The organism is Anaeromyxobacter oryzisoli, from assembly GCF_022690765.1.
GTDB lineage: Bacteria > Myxococcota > Myxococcia > Myxococcales > Anaeromyxobacteraceae > Anaeromyxobacter > Anaeromyxobacter oryzisoli.
Genome location: NZ_JALCZA010000007.1, coordinates 13,689 through 31,580, shown reverse-complemented (window position 1 = coordinate 31,580; position 17,892 = coordinate 13,689). Strand labels below are relative to the sequence as shown.

Genomic DNA, 17,892 nt, shown 5'->3' with positions numbered 1-17,892 from the left:
TCAGCGGCCGATCGGGGTCTCGCCGGTGCGAGGGAGCCCCTCCTCCTCGCCGTCCCGGCGGAGCCCCCACTTCTTCATCTTGTTGTAGAGCGTCACCCGGTCGATCCCGAGGATGCGCGCCGACTGGCTGACGTTCCCGCCCGTGTGCGCGAGCACCGACGAGACGTGCCGCCGCTCCACCTCCTCGAGCGAGGCGAGGGTGCCGCCGCGCGGAGCGGCCTCGCCCCGGCCGGGCAGCCCGAGATCGGGGAGCTGGATCACCGGACCGGTCGCGACCACGGCGCCGCGCTCGAGCACGTTCCGCAGCTCGCGCACGTTCCCCGGCCAGTCGTGGGCCATGAGCGCCGTCATCGCGTCGGTCGCGACGCCGTCGATCTTCTTCTTCATCTCGACCGCGAGCCGCTCGACGAAGTTCTCCACCAGGAGCGGGATGTCCTCGCGCCGGTCCCGTAGCGGGGGGATGAGGATGGGGATCACGTTCAGGCGATAGAAGAGGTCCTCGCGAAAGCGCCCCTCCTGCACCGCCTTCCGGAGATCCCGGTTGGTGGCCGCGACGATCCGGACGTCCACCTCGATGGGCTCGTTCCCGCCGAGGCGGTGGAACCGTCGATCCTCCAGCACCCGGAGGAGGTCGAGCTGGAGCTTCGCCCCGATGTCCCCCACCTCGTCGAGGAACAGCGTCCCGCCGTGCGCCGCCTCGAACTTGCCCTTGCGCCGCGCGATCGCCCCGGTGAAGGCCCCCTTCTCGTGCCCGAACAGCTCGGACTCGAGCAGGCTCTCGGTGAGCGCCGCGCAGGAGACCGCCACGAAGGGCCCGTCGGCGCGGGGGCTCTCGGCGTGGATCGCCCGGGCGAGGACCTCCTTGCCGCTGCCGGACTCGCCGAGGACGAGGATGGTCGAGTGCGACCGGGCCGAGGTGCGGGCGAGCTCGAACACCTTCTGCATCGCCGGGCTCTTGGAGACGAGATCCCGGAACTGGTACTCGCGCTTCAGCGCCTGGCGCAGCACCGCGTTCTCCCGGACCAGCGACTGCTGGGAGACGATCTTCTGCATCATCAGCGACAGCTCCTCGGGATCGAACGGCTTCACGAGGTAGTCGTACGCCCCGAGCTTCATCGCCGAGACGGCGGTGTCCACCGTCGCGTAGGCGGTCATGATGACGACGGCGAGGTCCGGCTGGCGCTTCTTGGCCTCCTCGAGCACCTGCAGCCCGTCCATCCCGGGCATCTTCAGGTCCACGATGAGGATCGACCAGCGCTCGGCCCCGAGCCGGGCGAGCGCGCCGGGGCCGTCGGGCGCCGTCTCGACCGCGTAGCCGTCCTTCTCGAGCCAGCCGCCGAGCGACTCGCGAACGATCTCCTCGTCGTCCACCACCAGGATGCGCGTCTTGTCGTTCGCCATCTCACGGTCCTCCGACGTCGAGCTCCTGGAGCCGCACCCGGCACTCCGGGCACAGCGCGGGCTCCTTCGCGTCCACGTCCTTCACGGCCGCCGAGCGCGACATCACGCACCGCGGCGTCCCGCAGTGCACGAGGCCGAACGCGTGCCCGACCTCGTGCAGCGCCTCCTTCTCGAGCCGGGCGAGGAGCGGGCCGCCGCCCCTCGCGTCCGCCCTCTCGACGAGGCGCGCCGTCGAGACCACCGCCGCGCTGCCGCCGAGCTGGGCCTCGCCGAACACGTAGGTGAGGATCGGGATGAAGAGGTCGCGATCGGTGATCCCGAGGACCTTGCCCGCGCCGGGCCCCGCCTCGAGGAGCCAGCGGAGGATCATCCCCGAGGCGTGCTGGCGCCGGCGGGGGTCGTACGCGTGCCGCGGGCGCTCCGGCGCCTCCCAGAGGGCGACCGGCGCGCGGAAGGCCGCCGCCAGGCGGGCCGCGACGTGCTCGAGCGCCGCCCGGTCCGCCGCCGCCTCCCCGATCCACCAGATGAAGATCCGCGACATTCATCGCGCCTTCCCGCCGGCCGGGTCCGACCGCGGCGGGATCCGGATCGCGACCCGGGTCCCCTTCCCCGCCTCGCTCTGGAGCTCGATCCGCCCGCCGTGTCGCTCCACGATCCCGTACACGACCGAGAGCCCGAGCCCCGTGCCGCGCTCCTTGGTCGTGAAGAATGGGTCGAAGATCTTCGAGAGGTGGTCCGCCGGGATGCCCGGGCCGGTGTCGGTGAACGCCATCTCGACGAGACGGCCGTCCTCCACCACCCCCGTCTCGACGGTGAGCCGGCCCCCCTGCCCCATGGCCTCGCACGCGTTCATCACCACGTTCACGCAGGCCTGCCGGAGCTGGCCGAAGTCGCCGAGCACGAGCGGGATCGCGCCGAGCCGCTTCTCGAGCGTGACGTTCTGGATGTGGATCTGGTTCGCGAGGAGCTGGATCCCCTCCTCGACCACGGCGTTCAGGTCCACGTCCTTGAGCGCGATGGGCCGCTCGCGCGCGAAGTCGAGGAGGTTGCGGACGATGGCGCTGCAGCGCTCGGTCTCGCGCTCGACCAGGAGCAGGTTCTTCACCAGGTTCTTGCGCGTGGCCTCGTCGGGCGGCCCCTGCTCGAGCGTGCGCACGATGAGCTTCGCGAACGTGAGGATCCCGGCGAGCGGGTTGTTGATCTCGTGGGCGATCGACGCCGAGAGCTTCCCCAGGCTGCTCAGCTTCTCGGTCCGGACGAGCTGGTCCTGGGCGGCGCGCAGCGCGGCGGTCCGGTCCTGGACCTGGAGCTCCAGGCTGGACATGAGCCGGTCGAGCTCGCCCCGGGCGGCGCGCAGGGAGCGCGTCATCTCGTTGAAGGACGTGGCGAGGATGCCGAGCTCGCCCCGCCACGTGACCGGGATCTCGAGCTCGAGCTGGTCCCGCGCCACCCGGCGGGTCGCCTGCACCAGGGCCGCGACCGGACGCATCAGGAAGTGGCGCGTGAACCACCACACGAAGAGCGCGAGGATCCCGGCAGCGGCGGCGGCGGCCGCGACGGACCGCCAGCGGAACGCCGCCGTCTGCGCGTCGAGCCGCGCGAGCGAGACGTCGAGATCGACCACGCCGAGCACCTGCCGGCCGGCGGGGTGGGCGTGACAGGCCGCGGACGCACAGGCGTCCTCGTTGTACAGGGGGGTGACGATGCCGAGGACCCGGTGGTCGCCGTTCGCGAACACCCGGGTCCGCCCCCTCACGTCCACGTGCCGGAGCGGCTCGCCCTCGGCGTGGCACACGGAGCACCCCTCCGCCTTGCGGTCCACCTGGGTGCCGACGTCGCGGGGCTCCGTCGAGAAGGTCACCCGCCCGCCGCCGTCCAGCATCCGGATCCGCTCGATGCCCGGCTGGCGCGCGATGTCCCGCATGATGAGGTAGGCGTCGGCGCGCCGGTCCTGCAGCATCGCGCGGTGCAGCGCGTTCCGGACGGTCTGGCTGAGCAGGTCGGACTCCTGGACCACCTGCTCCATCAGGTGCCGCTGGACGACGAGCTCCGCGGCGAAGAAGGAGGCGATGGTCCCCACCGCGACGACGCCGACGAGGGCGTAGAGCTTGGTCGAGAGGCGCTGCCGCCACGGCAGCTCGAGGCCGATGGCGCCGAGCGAGGCGGGCGCGATGGAGCGCGCGAGGCGCGCCAGCACGCTCTGGTCCAGCGCGTGCGGCTCCGCCACCGGCCGGGGGCGGCCGGCACGCTCGGGTCCTGCTGGCGATCCGGCGGACGCGCCCACTCTCCCTCCCGGGGAAGCTCGCAGCGCTGCCGAGAAGCTCACGTGTAACGCCGACGCAGCCGGGCCGGCATTGGCCTGCATCAACGATTGTTCAGTTTCTCGACGCGCCGATTGCGGTATTTTGAAGCGCCCATTGCGCGCCATTGCGCAGCCCCGGCCGGTCCCCGGGAGCGTGCGCGCCCTCGCCGCCCTGGCTGCCAGGCCCGCGCGCGCGCCCAACCACTCAGGTGCGCTGCCTTGACGCATGACCCTTTCCTGATAGCCTGCCCCATCCGTGTCCGACTCCCGCGCGATCCTCCTCGTCAAGTGCCCCGACCGCCCCGGCATCGTGGCGGCCATCTCCAGCTTTCTCTTCCGCCACGGCGCGAACATCCTCGACCTCGAGCAGCACACCTCGGAGGACGAGGGCGGCGTCTACTTCACCCGGCTCGAGTTCCAGACCGTGGGGCTCGACCTACCCCTGGAGGACCTCGAGGCGGCCTTCGGCCTCGACGTCGCGAAGCCGTTCGCGATGGAGTGGCGCCTCACGCTCGCCTCCGTCCGGAAGAAGGTCGCGGTGCTGGTCTCGAAGCACGACCACGCCCTGCTCGAGCTGCTCTGGAACTGGAAGCGCGGCGACCTGCGCGCCGACGTCACCCTGGTGATCTCGAACCACCCCGACCTCCGCGAGGCGGTGGAGTCCTTCGGCGTGCCGTTCGTGCACGTGCCGAACTCGAAGGACACGCGCCGGGAGGCCGAGGCGCAGATGACGGAGCTGCTCGCCGGGAAGGCCGATCTCGTCGTGCTCGCCCGGTACATGCAGATCGTCTCGCCGGAGCTCGTCGCCCGCTGGCCGAGGCGGATCATCAACATCCACCACTCCTTCCTCCCTGCGTTCGTGGGGGCGGATCCGTACCGGCAGGCGTACGACCGCGGCGTGAAGATCGTCGGCGCCACCGCCCACTACGTCACGGAGGCGCTCGACGCCGGGCCGATCATCGAGCAGGACGTCGGGCGCGTGTCGCACCGGGACGCGGTGGACGACCTCAAGAACCTGGGGCGGGATCTCGAGCGGCGCGTGCTCGCCCGGGCCGTGAAGTGGCACTGCGAGGACCGGATCATCGTCCACGGCAACAAGACGATCGTGTTCCGCTGAAGGCGCCGCCCCCTGGCCCACCTCCGCGCCCGGGGCTCATCATCACTCCCCGGCGGCCACGCGCGGCGCCTCGCCCGCCGGGCTCCGCCCGAGCTCGCGCGTCCGCCGCAGCGACACGACCACCGCCCCGCCGAGCAGCCCGACCACCACCGCGAGCGACGCGAGCGGGGGGACGTGCACCCAGGCCGAGAGCGCCATCTTGAGGCCGACGAAGATCAGCACGAGGGCGAGGCCGACCTTCAGGTACTCGAACCGCCCCAGGAGCGACGCCATCGCGAAGTAGAGCGACCGCAGGCCGAGGATGGCGAAGACGTTCGACGTGAAGACGATGAAGGGGTCGAGCGTCACGCCGAAGATCGCCGGGATCGAGTCGAGGGCGAACACGACGTCGGAGATCTCGATGAGCGCCAGCGCCAGGAAGAGCGGCGTCGCGAGGCGCCGCCCCTGCTCCACGACGAAGAAGGCGTGGCCGTCGATCCGCGAGGTGGCGGGGACGATCCGCCGGAGGGCGCGGAAGGCCCAGCTCCGCCCGGGATCGTGCTCGGCCTCGGAGTGGCGCAGGAGGCGCAGCCCGGTGAGGAGGAGGAACGCGCCGAAGACGTAGACGAGCCACGAGAAGCGCTGGAGCAGCGCGCTCCCGCCCAGGATCATCCCGGCCCGCAGCACGAGCGCGGTGAGGATCCCCCAGAACAGGACACGGTGCTGGTACCGCGGCTCGACGCGGAAGGACGCGAAGACGAGGACGAAGACGAAGAGGTTGTCCACCGAGAGCGACTTCTCGATGAGGTACCCGGTGAGGAACTCGAGGGCGCGGTCGGCGCCGAACCACCACCCGAGGAGCCCGCAGAAGCCGAGCGCCAGGGCGACCCAGACCACCGTCCACGAGAGCGCCTCGCGCGCGGTGATCACCCGGTCCTCGCGGTGGAAGACCCCCAGGTCGAGCCCGAGCAGGGCGAGGACCAGGGCGAGGAACCCGCCCCACAGCCACGGCGTCGCGACGCTCTCCATCGCACCGATCTAGCGCCGCGCGCGGCGAGAAGGATCGAGATACTTTCGCAACCTGCGTTAGATATTGCCTAACCATGGAGTGGCTCAACTACCACCACCTCTTCTACTTCTGGACCGTCGCGCGCGCGGGGAGCATCGCGCGGGCGAGCGAGGAGCTGCGGCTCGCCCAGCCCACCATCTCGAACCAGCTCAAGACGCTCGAGAGCCACCTCGGCGTGAAGCTGCTCGAGCGGCAGGGCCGGCGCCTCGTCCTCACCGACGCGGGGCGCACCGTGGTGCGCTACGCGGACGACATCTTCCGCACCGGCCAGGAGCTGCTGCGCGCCGTGAAGGGGCTCCCCACCGGCCAGCGGCCGCGGCTCGTGGCGGGGGTCGCCGACGTCGTCCCGAAGCGGGTGGCGGCGCTGCTGCTGCAGCCCGCGGTGGACGCGCAGCCGGATCTCGCGCTCGTCTGCCGCGAGGGGCCCCTCCCCCAGCTCCTCGCCGCGCTGGCGATCCACGAGCTCGACGTGGTGATCGCGGACGTCCCGGCCTCCGAGGACGTCAAGGTGAAGGCGTTCAACCACGCGCTCGGAGACTGCGGCACCACCTTCTTCGCCGCGCCGAGGCTGGCGCACCTCAGGAAGGGCTTCCCGCGCTCGCTCGAGGGCGCCCCGGTGCTCCTCCCCGCCGAGGGGACCGCGTTCCGGCGCGGCCTCGAAGCGTGGCTGGGCCGCCTCGGGATCCGGCCGCAGGTCACCGGCGAGTTCGACGACAGCGCCCTCATGCAGACGTTCGGCGCGCGCGGCCTCGGCGTCTTCGCGGCGCCCCGCGTGCTCGAGGACGACATCCGGGCCCGGCACGAGGTGACGATCGTCGGTCGCGCGGACGACGTCCGCGAGACCTACTACGCGATCACGGTGGAGCGGCGGCTCCGGCACCCCGCGGTCGCCGCCCTCGCCGAGGCGGCGCGGAGCGCGCTCTTCGGCGACGGGTGACGGCGACCCCCGCTCGCCTCGAGCTGCTGCGGCGCGGGCGCTTTGCGCGCGCCCGCCCCCCGCGTTATCCATCCGCCATGACGACACCCAAGGTCACGGTCTACAGCAAGCAGAACTGCCCGTACTGCGTCCGCGCGAAGCGGCTCCTCGAGAAGAAGGGCGTCGCGTTCGAGGAGATCGACGTCGAGGGCGACGATCGGCTCCGGCTCTGGCTCCGGGAGAAGACCGGCCAGATGACCGTCCCGCAGATCTTCGCGGGCGATCGCTCCCTGGGCGGCTTCTCCGACCTCGACGCCCTGGATCGCGAGGGGCGGCTCGATCCCATCCTCCGCGGCGAGGCGTGAGGAACCTGCTCGCCCCGAGCGGTGGCCCCTCGAAGGAGGGCCGGAGTCGAAGGGGGCGAGCGGGCGCTGGCGAGCGCCGCGGGCCTTCCACTCCGCGCTCGCCCATCCCCACCCGGATCGCCTTCCGCCGCGCCGCCCGGGCGACCCCGCGGCGGCGCCCGCCTCGGCTCGCGGGATGGCGGTCGTCCGGGCAGGCTCGCCCGCTGCGCGGTGTCCAGCCTGTTTCCGGGAGGAGGGACGACCGTGAACCGCGACAAGATGAAGGGCAAGATCGAAGAGGTGAAGGGGAACATCAAGAAGCGGGCCGGCGGCGCCCGCGACAACCCGAAGCAGCAAGCGGAGGGCTGGGTCCAGGAGCAGAAGGGCAAGATCCAGAAGGGCGTCGGCGAGCTGGAGAAGAAGTCGGATCAGGCCGAGCGTCGCGAGCCCGAGGAAGACTAGAACGGCCAGGCGCGGACTCGAGCGCCCCGTCGCCCACCAGGGCGGAGGGGCGCTCGTTCCGCATTGCTCGATTGCGTTTCCCCGGTCACGTTCGCGGAGCGACGTCGCGCTCCGCCGACGGGGCGAGCGACCCGGCGCGCGCGTGCGGGGGGCGGGCGGTGGTGGTCCGGAGCTGGAGCCTCGCCGCTCCGCCGGTCAGTGCGTCTGGCCGCCGTTCCGGCGATCGTTCGCGAAGTTGCCGGCGAACGACCGAGGCTCTTCCTGGACGTGGAACAGCGGGCATTTCTCGCAGGACCAGCTGTCCCAGTCGAGCTCGACCGCGACGTCCAGGCAGGCGTCGTAATGGAGGCAGTACAGGTTCCGGTGCCCGGAGACGATGCTCTCCGAGCGGATGAGCGAGGCGAGCGGTGTTGGATTGGGCTGGGTGTGCACCTTTTGGCTCCGGTACGGCGTTGCTCGGGTCCGAACAGGCGAGCCGTCGGTCCATTCCCGCGGCGGTCGCCCCGAACCTCCGAAGAGAGCAGCCGAAAATTGTTCTCGGTGGCGTATTGGGGAAGCCCCATGCGGGGTCGTCCGTGCGCGCAAGTGGCGACGACCTCTGCTATGACGGGCCCTTGCCGCCGCGCTGCCCCGGCGCACCCCGAACGACCGGCCATCCGCCCGCGCGGATGGGGGCGTCCGCGCGCGGGGGCGCAGCGCCACCAGGGAGGATCGAACGATGAACGGCGCCGGACCTCGCACCGCTTGCACCGAATGTGAGCTGCTCCGCGGCGAGCGGACCGCGCCGGGTGGCATCCTTTACCGGGAGGGCGGCCTGGCGCTCCACATGGTCACGGATCCCTCCCCGCTCCGCGGATGGCTCGTGCTCGCGAGCGAGCGCCACGCCCGCGCCTGGTACGACCTGGAGGCGGCGCCCCTGGCGGCGCTCGGACCGCTCGCCGCCCGGGTGATGGCCGCGCAGCGCGCCGTGCTCGGCGCCGAGCACGTGTACGCGTTCGCGATCGGCGACGTGCTCCAGCACTTCCACCTCCACCTCGTTCCACGCTTCGCGGACACGCCGGCGCGGCTCCGCGGGCGGGGATGCTTCGAGGCCCGTCCCGGCGACGCGCTCCCCGAGGCCGAGCTCGTGAGCGCGGCGCGCGCCGTCGCGGCGGCCCTCCGGGAGCGGACGTGAGCGCCTTCGTCCGCGAGCGGGCGGCGCCGCGGTCAGCCGGGCGTAGGCGCGAATAGCGGCGCGAGCCCCTCCCGGAAGGACGGGTACGCGAGCGACACCGCGAGGGCCGCCCGCGTCACCTCCGAGCGGATCCGACGGTCGGGCCCGGAGGGCGCCTCGCCGTGCGGCGGCGGGATGCGGAGCCGCGCGGCGATCCACTCGACCACCTCTCGCCTCCGCGCCGGGGAGGCGTCGCTCCCGTGGTAGACCGCCCCGGCGGCGCCGCGCTCGAGCGCGGCCAGCACGAACGCCGCGGCGTCGTCCCGGTGGCAGAAGTTCATCCAGGCGCCGTCCCCCGGGCCGAGCGCGAGCCGGCCCGAGCGTACGCGGTCGATGATCCCCGCGCGGCCGGGGCCGTAGAGCCCCGAGAGCCGGAGCACGGTCCCTCCGGCGGCCCGGACGAGCGCCTCCGCCTCGACCAGGACCGCTCCGGTGCCGCTCGCCGGCGCGGGGGCGGTGGCCTCGTCCACGTCCGAGCCGTCGCGCTGGCCGAAGACGCCGGTGGAGCCGGTGTAGACGAGGCGGGCGCCGGTCCGCGCCGCCGCCGCGAGCAGCGTCCGGTTCGCCTCGACGTACGCCGCCCGGTACGCCTCCGGCGTGTCCGCGGTCGCCGACTGGCAGGCGATCGCCGCGTCGAAGGACGGCAGCCGGGCGAGGGCGCCCGGCGCGGCGAGGTCCACCGCGAGCGGCTCCACGCCGTGCGCCCGCAGCGCCTCGGCTCGCGCCGGGTCCCGCCGGATCCCGGTCACCTCGTCCCCCCGCGCGACGAGCCGCCCGGCGATCGCCGTCCCGAGCCATCCGCACCCCGCCACGAGCACCCGCATCGGAATCACCTCGCTCGAGGATCAGCCGTGGACCGCCCGCCCGAACGTCCGCATGAGGTCCAGCTCGGCGGCGGAGAGCGGTCCCTTCTCGAGGCCGGCCAGGTTCGCGCGGAGCTCGGCGATGGTCCGCGGCCCCGTGAGCACCACGTCCACCTGCGGGCTCGTGAGGCAGAACCGGTAGCAGTCGGCCGCGGTCGGCACCGGCCCGGTCCAGCCCTTCGGCGCCCGGAGGAGCTTCCGCCAGGCCGTCGCGGTGTAGGCGACGACCGCGGGGCGACGCCGGGCGAGGTGCGGGAAGACGTCCGTCTCCGCGCCCGGGTGGGCCGCGTTGTAGCGGATCATCAGCAGCTCGAAGACCGAGTCCTCGGCGAGCCGACCTGCGCGCGGGCGGTCGTGGATGGACGTGCCGATCACCCGGATCTTCCCCTCGTCCTTCAGCCGGAGCAGCTCCTCCTGGACCGCCCCCGTCAGCGCCGACATCTTCCCGAGCCAGTAGAGCTGGAAGACGTCCAGGTAATCGACGCGCAGCGTCCGGAGCGCCGCCTCGGCGGCCCGCCGGACGCCCCCGCGCAGGAACCCGAGCAGCGGGCCGGCGGACACCACGTACCGCTCCCGATCGCGCGCGAGCGCGTCGCGGAGCGGCGCGGTGAGCCCCTTCATCCGCGGCGACCAGAACACGTACTGGACCGTCTCCAGCGCCTCCCGGGCGGCGGCCTCGTCGAGGCCGAACGAGCCGGAGAGCCCGAGGCGATGGACGCGCTTGCCGAGCGCGGGGACGTCGCGGTGCAGGAAGTCGTCGGCCATGGCGGGATGATCCCGCCGCCGGTTCCAGGCCGCAACCGGGAAGGCAGGCCGGGGGACACGCCACATTACATTCCCGCCATGGACCTCGTCGTCCTCTCCGGGCTCCAGGGCGCGGGCAAGACCACCTTTTACCGAGCGCGATTCGCCGCGACGCACGCCCACGTCTCGCGCGACCTGTTCCGGAGCGCGCGCGACCCGGCCCGGCGCCAGCGCCAGCTCGTGGAGCAGGCCGCCGCCGCGGGCCGGAGCGTGGTGGTGGACAACACGAGCGTCCGCCGCGCCGACCGCGCGGGGCTGGTCGCCCTCGCCCGTGCCCTCGGGCTGCGGCCGGTGCTCTACTGGTTCCCGCCGGATCCCGCGGCGTCCATCGCGCGCAACGCCCGCCGCGAAGGCAAGGCGCAGGTCCCGGTGGTGGCGATCCTCGCGACGGCGAAGCGCGCCGAGCCCCCCGCAGCGGAGGAGGGCTTCGACGAGTCGTTCGAGGTGCGCGCGCGGGAGGGCGGCGGGTTCGACGTGGCGCCCCTCGCCTCACCTCCGCCGCCTCGCCGCTGAACGCTCTTCGCTCAGGACGCCCCGGCGAGCGCCGCCGCGACGATCGCGCGCGCTTCCTCCAGGATGCGCGCGAGGTGCGCGTCGTCCCGGAAGCTCTCCGCGTAGATCTTGTAGACGTCCTCGGTGCCCGACGGGCGGGCCGCGAACCAGCCCTGGGCCGTCGTGACCTTGAGCCCGCCGATCTCGGCGCCGTTCCCGGGCGCGCGCGTCAGCCGGGCGGTGATCGGGTCGCCGGCGAGCGTGGTCGCGGTCACCGCGGCGGGCGCCAGCCGCTTCAGGACGGCCTTCTCCGCGGGCGTCGCCGGCGCGTCCACGCGGGCGTAGACCGGCGCGCCGAGGGCGGCGGCGAGGGCGCGGTATCGCTCGGCGGGATCCACGCCGCTCCGGGCGCAGAGCTCCACCGCGAGCAGGTCCATCACCATCCCGTCCTTGTCCGTGGTCCAGACCGTCCCGTCCCGGCGCAGGAAGCTCGCGCCGGCGCTCTCCTCGCCGCCGAAGCCGATCGAGCCGTCGAGCAGGCCGGGCACGAACCACTTGAAGCCGACCGGCACCTCGACGAGCCGCCGGCCGAGCGCCGCGGCCACCCGGTCGAGGAGCGCGGAGGAGACGAGCGTCTTCCCGACCCCCGCGGTCGCCGCCCACCCCGGCCGGTTCCGGAAGAGCCAGTCGATCGCCACCGCGAGGTAGTGGTTCGGGCTCATCAGCCCGGCGCCGGGGGTCACGATGCCGTGCCGATCCGAGTCGGGATCGTTCCCGAAGGCGAGGTCGAACCGGTCCTTGAGCCGGACGAGGTTCGCCATCGCGTACGGCGACGAGCAGTCCATCCGGATCCTGCCGTCGTGATCGAGCGGCATGAACGAGAAGGTCGGGTCCACGACCGGGTTCGTGACGGTGAGGTCGAGCCCGTAGCGCTCGGCGATGCGCCCCCAGTAGTGCGCGTTCGAGCCGCCGAGCGGATCGACGCCGAGGCGCAGGCCGGCGCCGCGCCCGGCCTCGAGGTCCACCGCGCTCCCGAGGTCGTCCACGTACGGCCCGACGTAGTCCCGCACCGCCACCGTGGGCGCCGCGCGGGCGCGCTCGAAGGGGATGCGCCTCACGCCCGCGCCGCCGCCGGCGAGGAGCGCGTTCGCGCGCCGCTCGATCGCGGCCGTGACCGCCGTGTCCGCGGGCCCGCCGTCGGGCGGGTTGTACTTGATGCCGCCGTCCTCCGGCGGGTTGTGCGAGGGGGTGATCACGATGCCGTCGGCGAGCCGGGCGGTGCGCCCCCGGTTGTGGACGAGGATCGCGTGCGAGATCACCGGCGTCGGGACCGGCGCGTCGCCCGCCGAGACCGCCACCTCGACGCCGTTCGCCGCGAGCACCTCGAGGGCGGTCCGCTCGGCGGGCCCGGAGAGCGCGTGCGTGTCCCGCCCCAGGAAGAGCGGCCCGCCGACGCCGGCGGCGGCGCGGTGCTCGCAGATCGCCTGCGTCACCGCGAGGATGTGCGCCTCGTTGAAGCTCCGGCGCAGCGACGAGCCGCGGTGGCCGGAGGTCCCGAAGGAGACGCGCTGGGCGGGGTCGGCCGGATCCGGCCGCTCGCCGGCGTAGCGGCGCAGCAGATCGGCGACGTCGACGAGGAGCTCACGGGGCGCCGGCCGGCCGGCGAGGGGATGGGGCATGTCCCTCATCCTGTCATCGCCCTGGCCCTTGTCACGGTCACGGACGGGCCCGAGAATGGCGAACATGCTCGCCGCCGCGCTCTGCGCCGCCCTCCTGCTCGGAGGCGCTTCTCCGCCCGCGCTCGCCTGGCAGGCGCTCGAGCCCGGCCTCGACCTCGGTCTCTTCGACGGCCCCGCCGGCGCCCCCGGCGACGGCAAGATCGCGGTCGTCCGGATCGACCCGCGGCGATATCGGGTCGTGCTGCTCGGCGCGTCGATGCCGGGCGAGGGCGCGCTCCGCACCGCCCGCGAGTGGGCGGCGCGCCACGGCGCGGCGGCGGCGATCAACGCCGCCATGTACCAGGCCGACTACCGGACCAGCGTCTCGCTCATGCGCACGCGCGACCACGTGAACCAGCCGCGCGTGTCGAAGGACCGCGCGGTGCTCGCGCTCGATCCGCTCGAGGCCGCCCTCCCTCCGGCGCGGATCGTCGATCTCGACTGCGAGGAGCTCCGGACGGTCGCGCCGCGCTACGGCACGCTGATCCAGTCGATCCGGATGGTCTCCTGCGCGCGCAAGAACGTCTGGGCGCCGTCGGCGCGCCGGACGTCGGCGGCGGCGATCGGCATCGACGGCAAGGGCCGCCTGCTCTTCATCCACGCCCGGAGCGCCTGGCCGGTGCACGACCTCGTGGACGCGCTCCTCGCCCTGCCCCTCGATCTCCGCCAGGCGATGTACGTCGAGGGCGGGCCGGAGGCGCAGCTCTACGTGCGCGGCGGCGGACGCGAGGTGGAGCGGGTCGGGGCGTTCGAGTCCTCGCCGGCGGCGGCGGCGTCGGACGGGTGGCCGATCCCGAACGTCGTGGCGGCCATCCCTCGCGGGCCACCGCCGCGCACGTCCCCGCCCCCGCGCCTCCGACCGCGGACGCGACCGCGGGGCGGGTGACGCGCGGCCCGCGTGCGCGACGACCTGCGCTCGCGGGCCCGCGCTCGTGGCGCCCCCGCTGCCTGCCTGCGCCGGGCAGACTCCTCCGTCCGCTGCTCGCCCTTCGACTCCGGCGCGCAGCGCGCGCCTACGCTCAGGGCGAACGGAGCTTCGAAGCGCGCTGCTCCGTCGTCGTGTGCCCCGCCTCGGCGACGTCATCGTGTGCCTCGCGACGGGCTGGACCGAACCGAGAGGCGCCATCAGTCGGTCGCCACCCGCGCCGCCGGCGCCGCCGTGGCGATCGCCGTGGCCTCCCGGCGGATCCGCTCCAGCTCGACGCGGACCCGGCGCGGATAATATTGGAGCTCGTCGGGGATCCCGCCCTGGCGCAGGAGGAAGATCATCCGGTTCGGCCCGACGTTGTACGCGACGAGCGCGACGTCCAGCGATCCGAACGCGACCACGAGCCGGCGCAGGTACCGGACCCCCGCCTGCACGTTCGCGACCGGGTCCCGGGGATCGGACGACGGGAGCCCGGAGCGCCGCGCCTCGGCCCGCATGGTGGGCGCCTGGAGCTGCATCAGCCCCACCGCGCCCGCCGCCGAGCGCGCGGCGGGATCGAACGAGGACTCCACCTCGATGAGCGCGAGGACGAGCAACGGATCCAGCCGCGCGAGGGCGGCCTCGACGAGGATCGCCTCGCCGAGCCGTGCGCGCGCCCCGCCGTCGAGCCGCGGCATGCGCGACGCGAGGTGCGCGTGGACCTGGCGGGCGGACGTGGCCGCCGGCGCGCGGTGCGCGGCGGCCGTTCGGGACACCGGCACCGACCGGGCCGCCTGGGTTGCGTACACCGTTGGTGATGTCGCGAGCGCCACCGCGGCGACGACGAACAGGGCGCCGGGCCGGCGCGGCTCGATCTCCCGCATGGCGTACCTCCCTCGGGCGCGAACCTTGAGGTCCCCGGAGGCGGCCTGCCAGGGCGCCGTCACACCTGGCACCACAGGAGCACTCATCCGGTCCGCCGCGGGCTCGCGGTGGGTCCTGGACCCACACCGCGAACACCCGGCGATCACGGACGAACCCTGGGTGAACCTTGCGGCGGGTCGGCCGGCGGCACCCAACAGGCCGCCCGATCGAGCCTGCTTCACGCCGGGGAGAAGACGGCCGATCGGCGCTAGCCGCGGGCGTGACGCAGCCGCTGCTCCTCGCGGTACGGGAAGATGTCCACGATCTCGCCCGCGCGGATCCGCTCCTGGATCTCGCGCCACCACCGCCCGGTGAGCAGGTCGCCGTGCGCCTGGAGGAACACCTCGCGCAGCCGCCCGGACACCCCCAGGAACGGGAGGAACTCCTCCGGGAAGACGTCCTCCGGGCCCACGTAGAACGTCGGCTCGCCGCCGTCGTAGCCGTCGTCGTCGCCGCCCGGCCCGCCGCGGCCGGGCAGGTCGCGGAAGCGGCACGCCGTCACGCGGGTGAGCTCGTCGTAGTCGTAGAAGATGACGCGGCCGTGGCGGGTCACGCCGAAGTTCTTGAGGAGCAGATCGCCCGGGAACGTGTCGGTCGCGGCGAGGTCCCGCAGCGCCTGGCCGAAGTCCAGCACGGCCCGGCGCGCGGTCCACTCGTCGGCCTCCCGGATGAACAGGTTGAGCGGGGTGACGCGCCGCTCCGCGTAGAGGTGCCGGATCGCCACCGCGCCGTTCACCACCCGGACGGTCTCGGCGCAGTCCCTCGAGAGCTCCGCGAGCAGCTCGTCCGAGAAGCGCCTGGCCGGGAACGCGAGGTCCGCGTACCACTGCGCGTCCACGAGGCGGCCGGCGCGGTCGTGCCGGAACACGTGGCGATACCGATCCATCACCTCCCGCCGGGTCGTCTCCTTGGGCGGCGGGAAGCGGTCCTTGATGACCTTGAACACCACGTCGAGGCCGGGGAGCGTGAAGACCGTCATCACGAGCCCGCGATCGCCGCGGGCCGCGACGAACCGCTCCCGCGTCGTCTCGAGGTGCCGGACCACCTCCTGGTACAGCTCGGCCTTGCCGTGCCGGTTGAACCCGAGGGCGGTGTACAGCTCGGAGCGCCGCTTGAGCGGGAGGATCGACGCGAGGAACGCCACCATCGCGCGCGGCCGCTCGACCTCCACGTGGAAGTAGGACCGGGTGAAGCTGAACACGATCGAGACGTCCTCCTCGGTGAGCAGGATCGCGTCGAGCGTGACGCCCTCCGCGCCGTTCACCAGCGCGAGGACGAGGGGCGTCTGGTACCGGCCGCGCCGGAGCCGGCCGACCACGTAGGCGCCCTTCCCGCGGTAGAACACCGGCCGCGCCAGCTCCACCGCGTCCACGGGCTGGCGGTCGTCGAGCTCGCGCAGGTGCGCGTCCAGCTCGAGCGCGGCGAGGCGCGCGTCGCGGGCGAGGTCCTCGAACGGCACCGAGAACGCGTACGCCGCGAGGACGTTCCGGAGGAGGGCCTCCGTCGTGACCGCGCGGGGGAAGGTCCGGTGCTGCGGGATCAGCTCGCGCGGCGGGGGCGCGTCCGCGGCGAGGAACTCGACGGCGGGATCGACCCCGACGGTGGTGAGCACGCGGCGCCCCACCGAGTTGAAGAAGGAGCCGGCGATCTCCAGGTCGGGCCGGGCCTCGACGAGGGTCCGGTACTCCTCCTTCATGCGGCGCCAGACGGCCCGCTCCTTCGCCGCGCCGCCCAGCTCCGCGCGCACGAACCCCACGCACGCGTGGACGATGGGGTCGCGCAGCTCCAGCCGCTCGCGCGCGTCGCGCTGCGCGCCGGCCCAGTCCCGCGCCTCGAACCGCGCGCGCGCCCGCGCCGTGATGCGCGCCCGCTCGCGCTGGTAGGTCTCGAACCCGCTCCGGATCCCCTCGGCCGCCGCCCGGGCGAGGGCGGCCCGCTCGCCCAGCATGGGGGGAGGATGGCGCCCTCCCCTGCCCGATCCCCCTCCCGGATGGGTCCGCCGCGCTCGGCGTCATGGCGACGCCATCAAAGCGGGAGGCGCCCCGCGGGGCCGTAGCCGGTCAGCTCCACGTAGCCCTCCCCCGCGGCACGCCCGCCGGCGGTGACGGCCACCGGCCCCTCCCAGTAGGAGAGCCCCGCGACCAGGCGCGACACGTTCTCCGCCGCCTTCACCATCGGCGTCACCGTCACGTCGATCCCGGCGCCGGGGACGCGCACCCGCCAGCCGGAGGGATAGTCGGCGCCCGTCTCCGGGCTGCGCCAGCGGCCGGTGGCCTCGGCGGACCACGCGCCCGCCTCGAGCACCGTGACGGCGCCGTCGGGGCCGACCAGCGTCCCGTTCCGCCAGTCGGCGCCGCCGTCCGCGCGGCGGAGGACGTAGAGCATCAGGTCCCGGCCGTCGCCGAGGCGCAGGCTCCACCAGTCCCAGCCACGCTGCTCCGGCGCGAGCTGCGAGGACCCGACCTCCTGGTCCATCCAGCTCGTGCCGGCGACCGGCGAGGTGCGCCCGCCCGCGGTCACCCGCCCCTCGGTCGCGAGGCGGGTGAGCGAGCAGTAGAGGCTCGCGTAGCCGGGGTGCGCCGACTTGCGGGAGTAGCCGTTCGGCCCCTGGAGGGCGATGGGCTTCTCCGGGCGGAGCGCGAGGTCGAGGGCGATCCCGCGCGCGTCGTCGCGCATGGCGATCGCGAACCCGCCGTGCCCGTCGAGCGCCACGGTCCAGCGCCCGGGCGTCCCCGGCGGCGCCCGGGCGAACGCGACCACCGGATCGTCGTCCGAGCCCGAGCCGAAGCCGCCGAGCGGTCCGGCGGCGCGCCAGATCACCTCGGAGAAGACGTGGGCGCCGGTCGCGAGATCGGTGATCGCGGCGTGGCCCATCACCGCCTGCCCGGTCGCCCACGCGGAGTCGAGGGCGGGCGGGTCGGGGACGAGGCCGACGCGGAAGAGCGTGAGCTGGTAGCCGAAGCGCCGCCCCGGGTCGTCGCGGGCGGCGACCACGCCGGTGAAGTACCACCACTCGTTACGCGAGCCCGGGTGCGCGTGGTGATCGCGCGGGAAGGACCAGCGGTGGGCGGGGTCGGCGGGGATCCAGCGGTCGGTGTCGGTCGCAGCGGCGGTGCCGCCCGCTTCCGCCGCGACGGCGGCGAGCGGTCCGGCAGCGAGCGCCAGCGCGAGTGCGACGGCCGTCAGGCCCGATCCCCGACGCCTGATACCTGAGGTCTGATCCTCAGATTTCGCTCGTTCCGGTGGGGGGTCTGGGGGGAGCGGCGGTCGCTCCCCCCAGTAGAGGGCTCGCTGCGGCCGTATGCAGCGAGCCCGGAAATCGCCTCTGACGCGCCCCCAGTTGCGTCCCCCAGCGCGGACAACGGCCCAACGCCAGGACCA

The 17,892-nt window shown here is 73.8% G+C and carries 18 protein-coding genes; 7 read left to right on the top strand and 11 right to left on the bottom strand.

Features of this window, described 5'->3' with window-relative positions; all coding sequences use genetic code 11:
• The 3 genes from MNZ27_RS03920 to MNZ27_RS03910 are packed head-to-tail and all read right to left on the bottom strand — an operon-like array spanning position 1 to position 3,628.
• Positions 1 to 1,401 (bottom strand): sigma-54-dependent transcriptional regulator, encoded by a 1,401-nt coding sequence (locus tag MNZ27_RS03920; protein WP_242392729.1) that lies wholly within the window; start codon positions 1,399 to 1,401, stop codon positions 1 to 3.
• 1 nt (position 1,402) lies between these two features.
• The gene (locus MNZ27_RS03915) at positions 1,403 to 1,942 is read right to left on the bottom strand and encodes an archaemetzincin family Zn-dependent metalloprotease (RefSeq protein ID WP_242392728.1); all 540 of its coding nucleotides are present in this window, start codon (positions 1,940 to 1,942) and stop codon (positions 1,403 to 1,405) included.
• Positions 1,943 to 3,628, bottom strand: coding sequence for a sensor histidine kinase (locus MNZ27_RS03910; RefSeq protein WP_242392727.1), 1,686 nt, complete (start codon positions 3,626 to 3,628; stop codon positions 1,943 to 1,945).
• 331 nt (positions 3,629 to 3,959) lie between these two features.
• Between MNZ27_RS03910 and purU the strand changes: the two genes are divergently transcribed.
• Complete coding sequence (gene purU, locus MNZ27_RS03905) at positions 3,960 to 4,820, top strand: formyltetrahydrofolate deformylase (RefSeq protein ID WP_242392726.1); 861 nt, start codon at positions 3,960 to 3,962, stop codon at positions 4,818 to 4,820.
• Positions 4,821 to 4,862: 42 nt separating this feature from the next.
• Here purU and MNZ27_RS03900 read toward each other — a convergent pair whose 3' ends face one another.
• Entirely contained in the window at positions 4,863 to 5,837 is a 975-nt protein-coding gene (locus tag MNZ27_RS03900) for a TerC family protein (protein WP_408629677.1), read from the bottom strand.
• Between the two features lie 65 nt (positions 5,838 to 5,902).
• On the opposite strand from MNZ27_RS03900, the gene nhaR reads away from it, so the two are divergent.
• The 3 genes from nhaR to MNZ27_RS03885 all read left to right on the top strand — a co-directional run bounded on the left by nhaR (position 5,903) and on the right by MNZ27_RS03885 (position 7,590).
• Entirely contained in the window at positions 5,903 to 6,805 is a 903-nt protein-coding gene (nhaR, locus tag MNZ27_RS03895) for a transcriptional activator NhaR (RefSeq protein ID WP_242392724.1), read from the top strand.
• A gap of 77 nt (positions 6,806 to 6,882) precedes the next feature.
• Positions 6,883 to 7,149 (top strand): glutaredoxin 3, encoded by a 267-nt coding sequence (grxC, locus tag MNZ27_RS03890; RefSeq protein WP_242392723.1) that lies wholly within the window; start codon positions 6,883 to 6,885, stop codon positions 7,147 to 7,149.
• Between the two features lie 243 nt (positions 7,150 to 7,392).
• Positions 7,393 to 7,590 carry a CsbD family protein gene (locus MNZ27_RS03885; protein ID WP_242392722.1) on the top strand — a complete coding sequence of 66 codons (198 nt, stop codon included), beginning with the start codon at positions 7,393 to 7,395 and terminating at the stop codon, positions 7,588 to 7,590.
• Between the two features lie 195 nt (positions 7,591 to 7,785).
• Here the strand turns inward: MNZ27_RS03885 and MNZ27_RS03880 are convergent, their stop codons facing one another.
• A complete protein-coding gene (locus MNZ27_RS03880; protein WP_242392721.1) occupies positions 7,786 to 8,022 on the bottom strand; it encodes a hypothetical protein in 237 nt (78 codons plus the stop codon).
• A 286-nt stretch (positions 8,023 to 8,308) separates the two neighbouring features.
• On the opposite strand from MNZ27_RS03880, the gene MNZ27_RS03875 reads away from it, so the two are divergent.
• Positions 8,309 to 8,764 carry an HIT family protein gene (locus MNZ27_RS03875; protein WP_242392720.1) on the top strand — a complete coding sequence of 152 codons (456 nt, stop codon included), beginning with the start codon at positions 8,309 to 8,311 and terminating at the stop codon, positions 8,762 to 8,764.
• A 32-nt stretch (positions 8,765 to 8,796) separates the two neighbouring features.
• On the opposite strand, the gene MNZ27_RS03870 is transcribed toward MNZ27_RS03875, so the two are convergent.
• Together MNZ27_RS03870 and MNZ27_RS03865 are read right to left on the bottom strand one after the other, a co-directional pair.
• Positions 8,797 to 9,627 carry an NAD-dependent epimerase/dehydratase family protein gene (locus tag MNZ27_RS03870; protein WP_242392719.1) on the bottom strand — a complete coding sequence of 277 codons (831 nt, stop codon included), beginning with the start codon at positions 9,625 to 9,627 and terminating at the stop codon, positions 8,797 to 8,799.
• 21 nt (positions 9,628 to 9,648) lie between these two features.
• Complete coding sequence (locus MNZ27_RS03865) at positions 9,649 to 10,431, bottom strand: aldo/keto reductase (protein ID WP_242392718.1); 783 nt, start codon at positions 10,429 to 10,431, stop codon at positions 9,649 to 9,651.
• Positions 10,432 to 10,509: 78 nt separating this feature from the next.
• Here MNZ27_RS03865 and MNZ27_RS03860 point away from each other — a divergent pair, with 78 nt between their 5' ends.
• A complete protein-coding gene (locus MNZ27_RS03860; RefSeq protein ID WP_242392717.1) occupies positions 10,510 to 10,983 on the top strand; it encodes an ATP-binding protein in 474 nt (157 codons plus the stop codon).
• A gap of 11 nt (positions 10,984 to 10,994) precedes the next feature.
• Here the strand turns inward: MNZ27_RS03860 and pgm are convergent, their stop codons facing one another.
• Positions 10,995 to 12,641, bottom strand: coding sequence for a phosphoglucomutase (alpha-D-glucose-1,6-bisphosphate-dependent) (gene pgm, locus MNZ27_RS03855; protein WP_242392716.1), 1,647 nt, complete (start codon positions 12,639 to 12,641; stop codon positions 10,995 to 10,997).
• Between the two features lie 64 nt (positions 12,642 to 12,705).
• Here pgm and MNZ27_RS03850 point away from each other — a divergent pair, with 64 nt between their 5' ends.
• Complete coding sequence (locus tag MNZ27_RS03850) at positions 12,706 to 13,566, top strand: phosphodiester glycosidase family protein (protein ID WP_242392715.1); 861 nt, start codon at positions 12,706 to 12,708, stop codon at positions 13,564 to 13,566.
• A gap of 239 nt (positions 13,567 to 13,805) precedes the next feature.
• Here MNZ27_RS03850 and MNZ27_RS03845 read toward each other — a convergent pair whose 3' ends face one another.
• The 3 genes from MNZ27_RS03845 to MNZ27_RS03835 all read right to left on the bottom strand — a co-directional run bounded on the left by MNZ27_RS03845 (position 13,806) and on the right by MNZ27_RS03835 (position 17,676).
• The gene (locus MNZ27_RS03845; RefSeq protein WP_242392714.1) at positions 13,806 to 14,471 is read right to left on the bottom strand and encodes a transglycosylase SLT domain-containing protein; all 666 of its coding nucleotides are present in this window, start codon (positions 14,469 to 14,471) and stop codon (positions 13,806 to 13,808) included.
• A 248-nt stretch (positions 14,472 to 14,719) separates the two neighbouring features.
• Positions 14,720 to 16,459: a bifunctional isocitrate dehydrogenase kinase/phosphatase gene (gene aceK, locus MNZ27_RS03840; protein WP_242392713.1), complete on the bottom strand. Its 1,740-nt coding sequence runs from the start codon at positions 16,457 to 16,459 to the stop codon at positions 14,720 to 14,722.
• A gap of 77 nt (positions 16,460 to 16,536) precedes the next feature.
• Positions 16,537 to 17,676, bottom strand: coding sequence for a lipocalin-like domain-containing protein (locus MNZ27_RS03835; RefSeq protein ID WP_277957555.1), 1,140 nt, complete (start codon positions 17,674 to 17,676; stop codon positions 16,537 to 16,539).
• Positions 17,677 to 17,892 lie beyond the last annotated feature (216 nt).

Bases quoted from the DNA above. Each gene is read 5' to 3' on its own strand.
- MNZ27_RS03920 (WP_242392729.1), bottom strand. From the start codon at position 1,401: ATGGCGAACGACAAGACGCGCATCCTGGTGGTGGACGACGAGGAGATC.
- MNZ27_RS03870 (WP_242392719.1), bottom strand. From the start codon at position 9,627: ATGCGGGTGCTCGTGGCGGGGTGCGGATGGCTCGGGACGGCGATCGCC.
- MNZ27_RS03865 (WP_242392718.1), bottom strand. From the start codon at position 10,431: ATGGCCGACGACTTCCTGCACCGCGACGTCCCCGCGCTCGGCAAGCGC.
- nhaR (WP_242392724.1), top strand. From the start codon at position 5,903: ATGGAGTGGCTCAACTACCACCACCTCTTCTACTTCTGGACCGTCGCG.
- MNZ27_RS03915 (WP_242392728.1), bottom strand. From the start codon at position 1,942: ATGTCGCGGATCTTCATCTGGTGGATCGGGGAGGCGGCGGCGGACCGG.
- MNZ27_RS03845 (WP_242392714.1), bottom strand. From the start codon at position 14,471: ATGCGGGAGATCGAGCCGCGCCGGCCCGGCGCCCTGTTCGTCGTCGCC.
- pgm (WP_242392716.1), bottom strand. From the start codon at position 12,641: ATGCCCCATCCCCTCGCCGGCCGGCCGGCGCCCCGTGAGCTCCTCGTC.
- MNZ27_RS03860 (WP_242392717.1), top strand. From the start codon at position 10,510: ATGGACCTCGTCGTCCTCTCCGGGCTCCAGGGCGCGGGCAAGACCACC.
- MNZ27_RS03875 (WP_242392720.1), top strand. From the start codon at position 8,309: ATGAACGGCGCCGGACCTCGCACCGCTTGCACCGAATGTGAGCTGCTC.
- MNZ27_RS03850 (WP_242392715.1), top strand. From the start codon at position 12,706: ATGCTCGCCGCCGCGCTCTGCGCCGCCCTCCTGCTCGGAGGCGCTTCT.
- grxC (WP_242392723.1), top strand. From the start codon at position 6,883: ATGACGACACCCAAGGTCACGGTCTACAGCAAGCAGAACTGCCCGTAC.
- aceK (WP_242392713.1), bottom strand. From the start codon at position 16,459: ATGCTGGGCGAGCGGGCCGCCCTCGCCCGGGCGGCGGCCGAGGGGATC.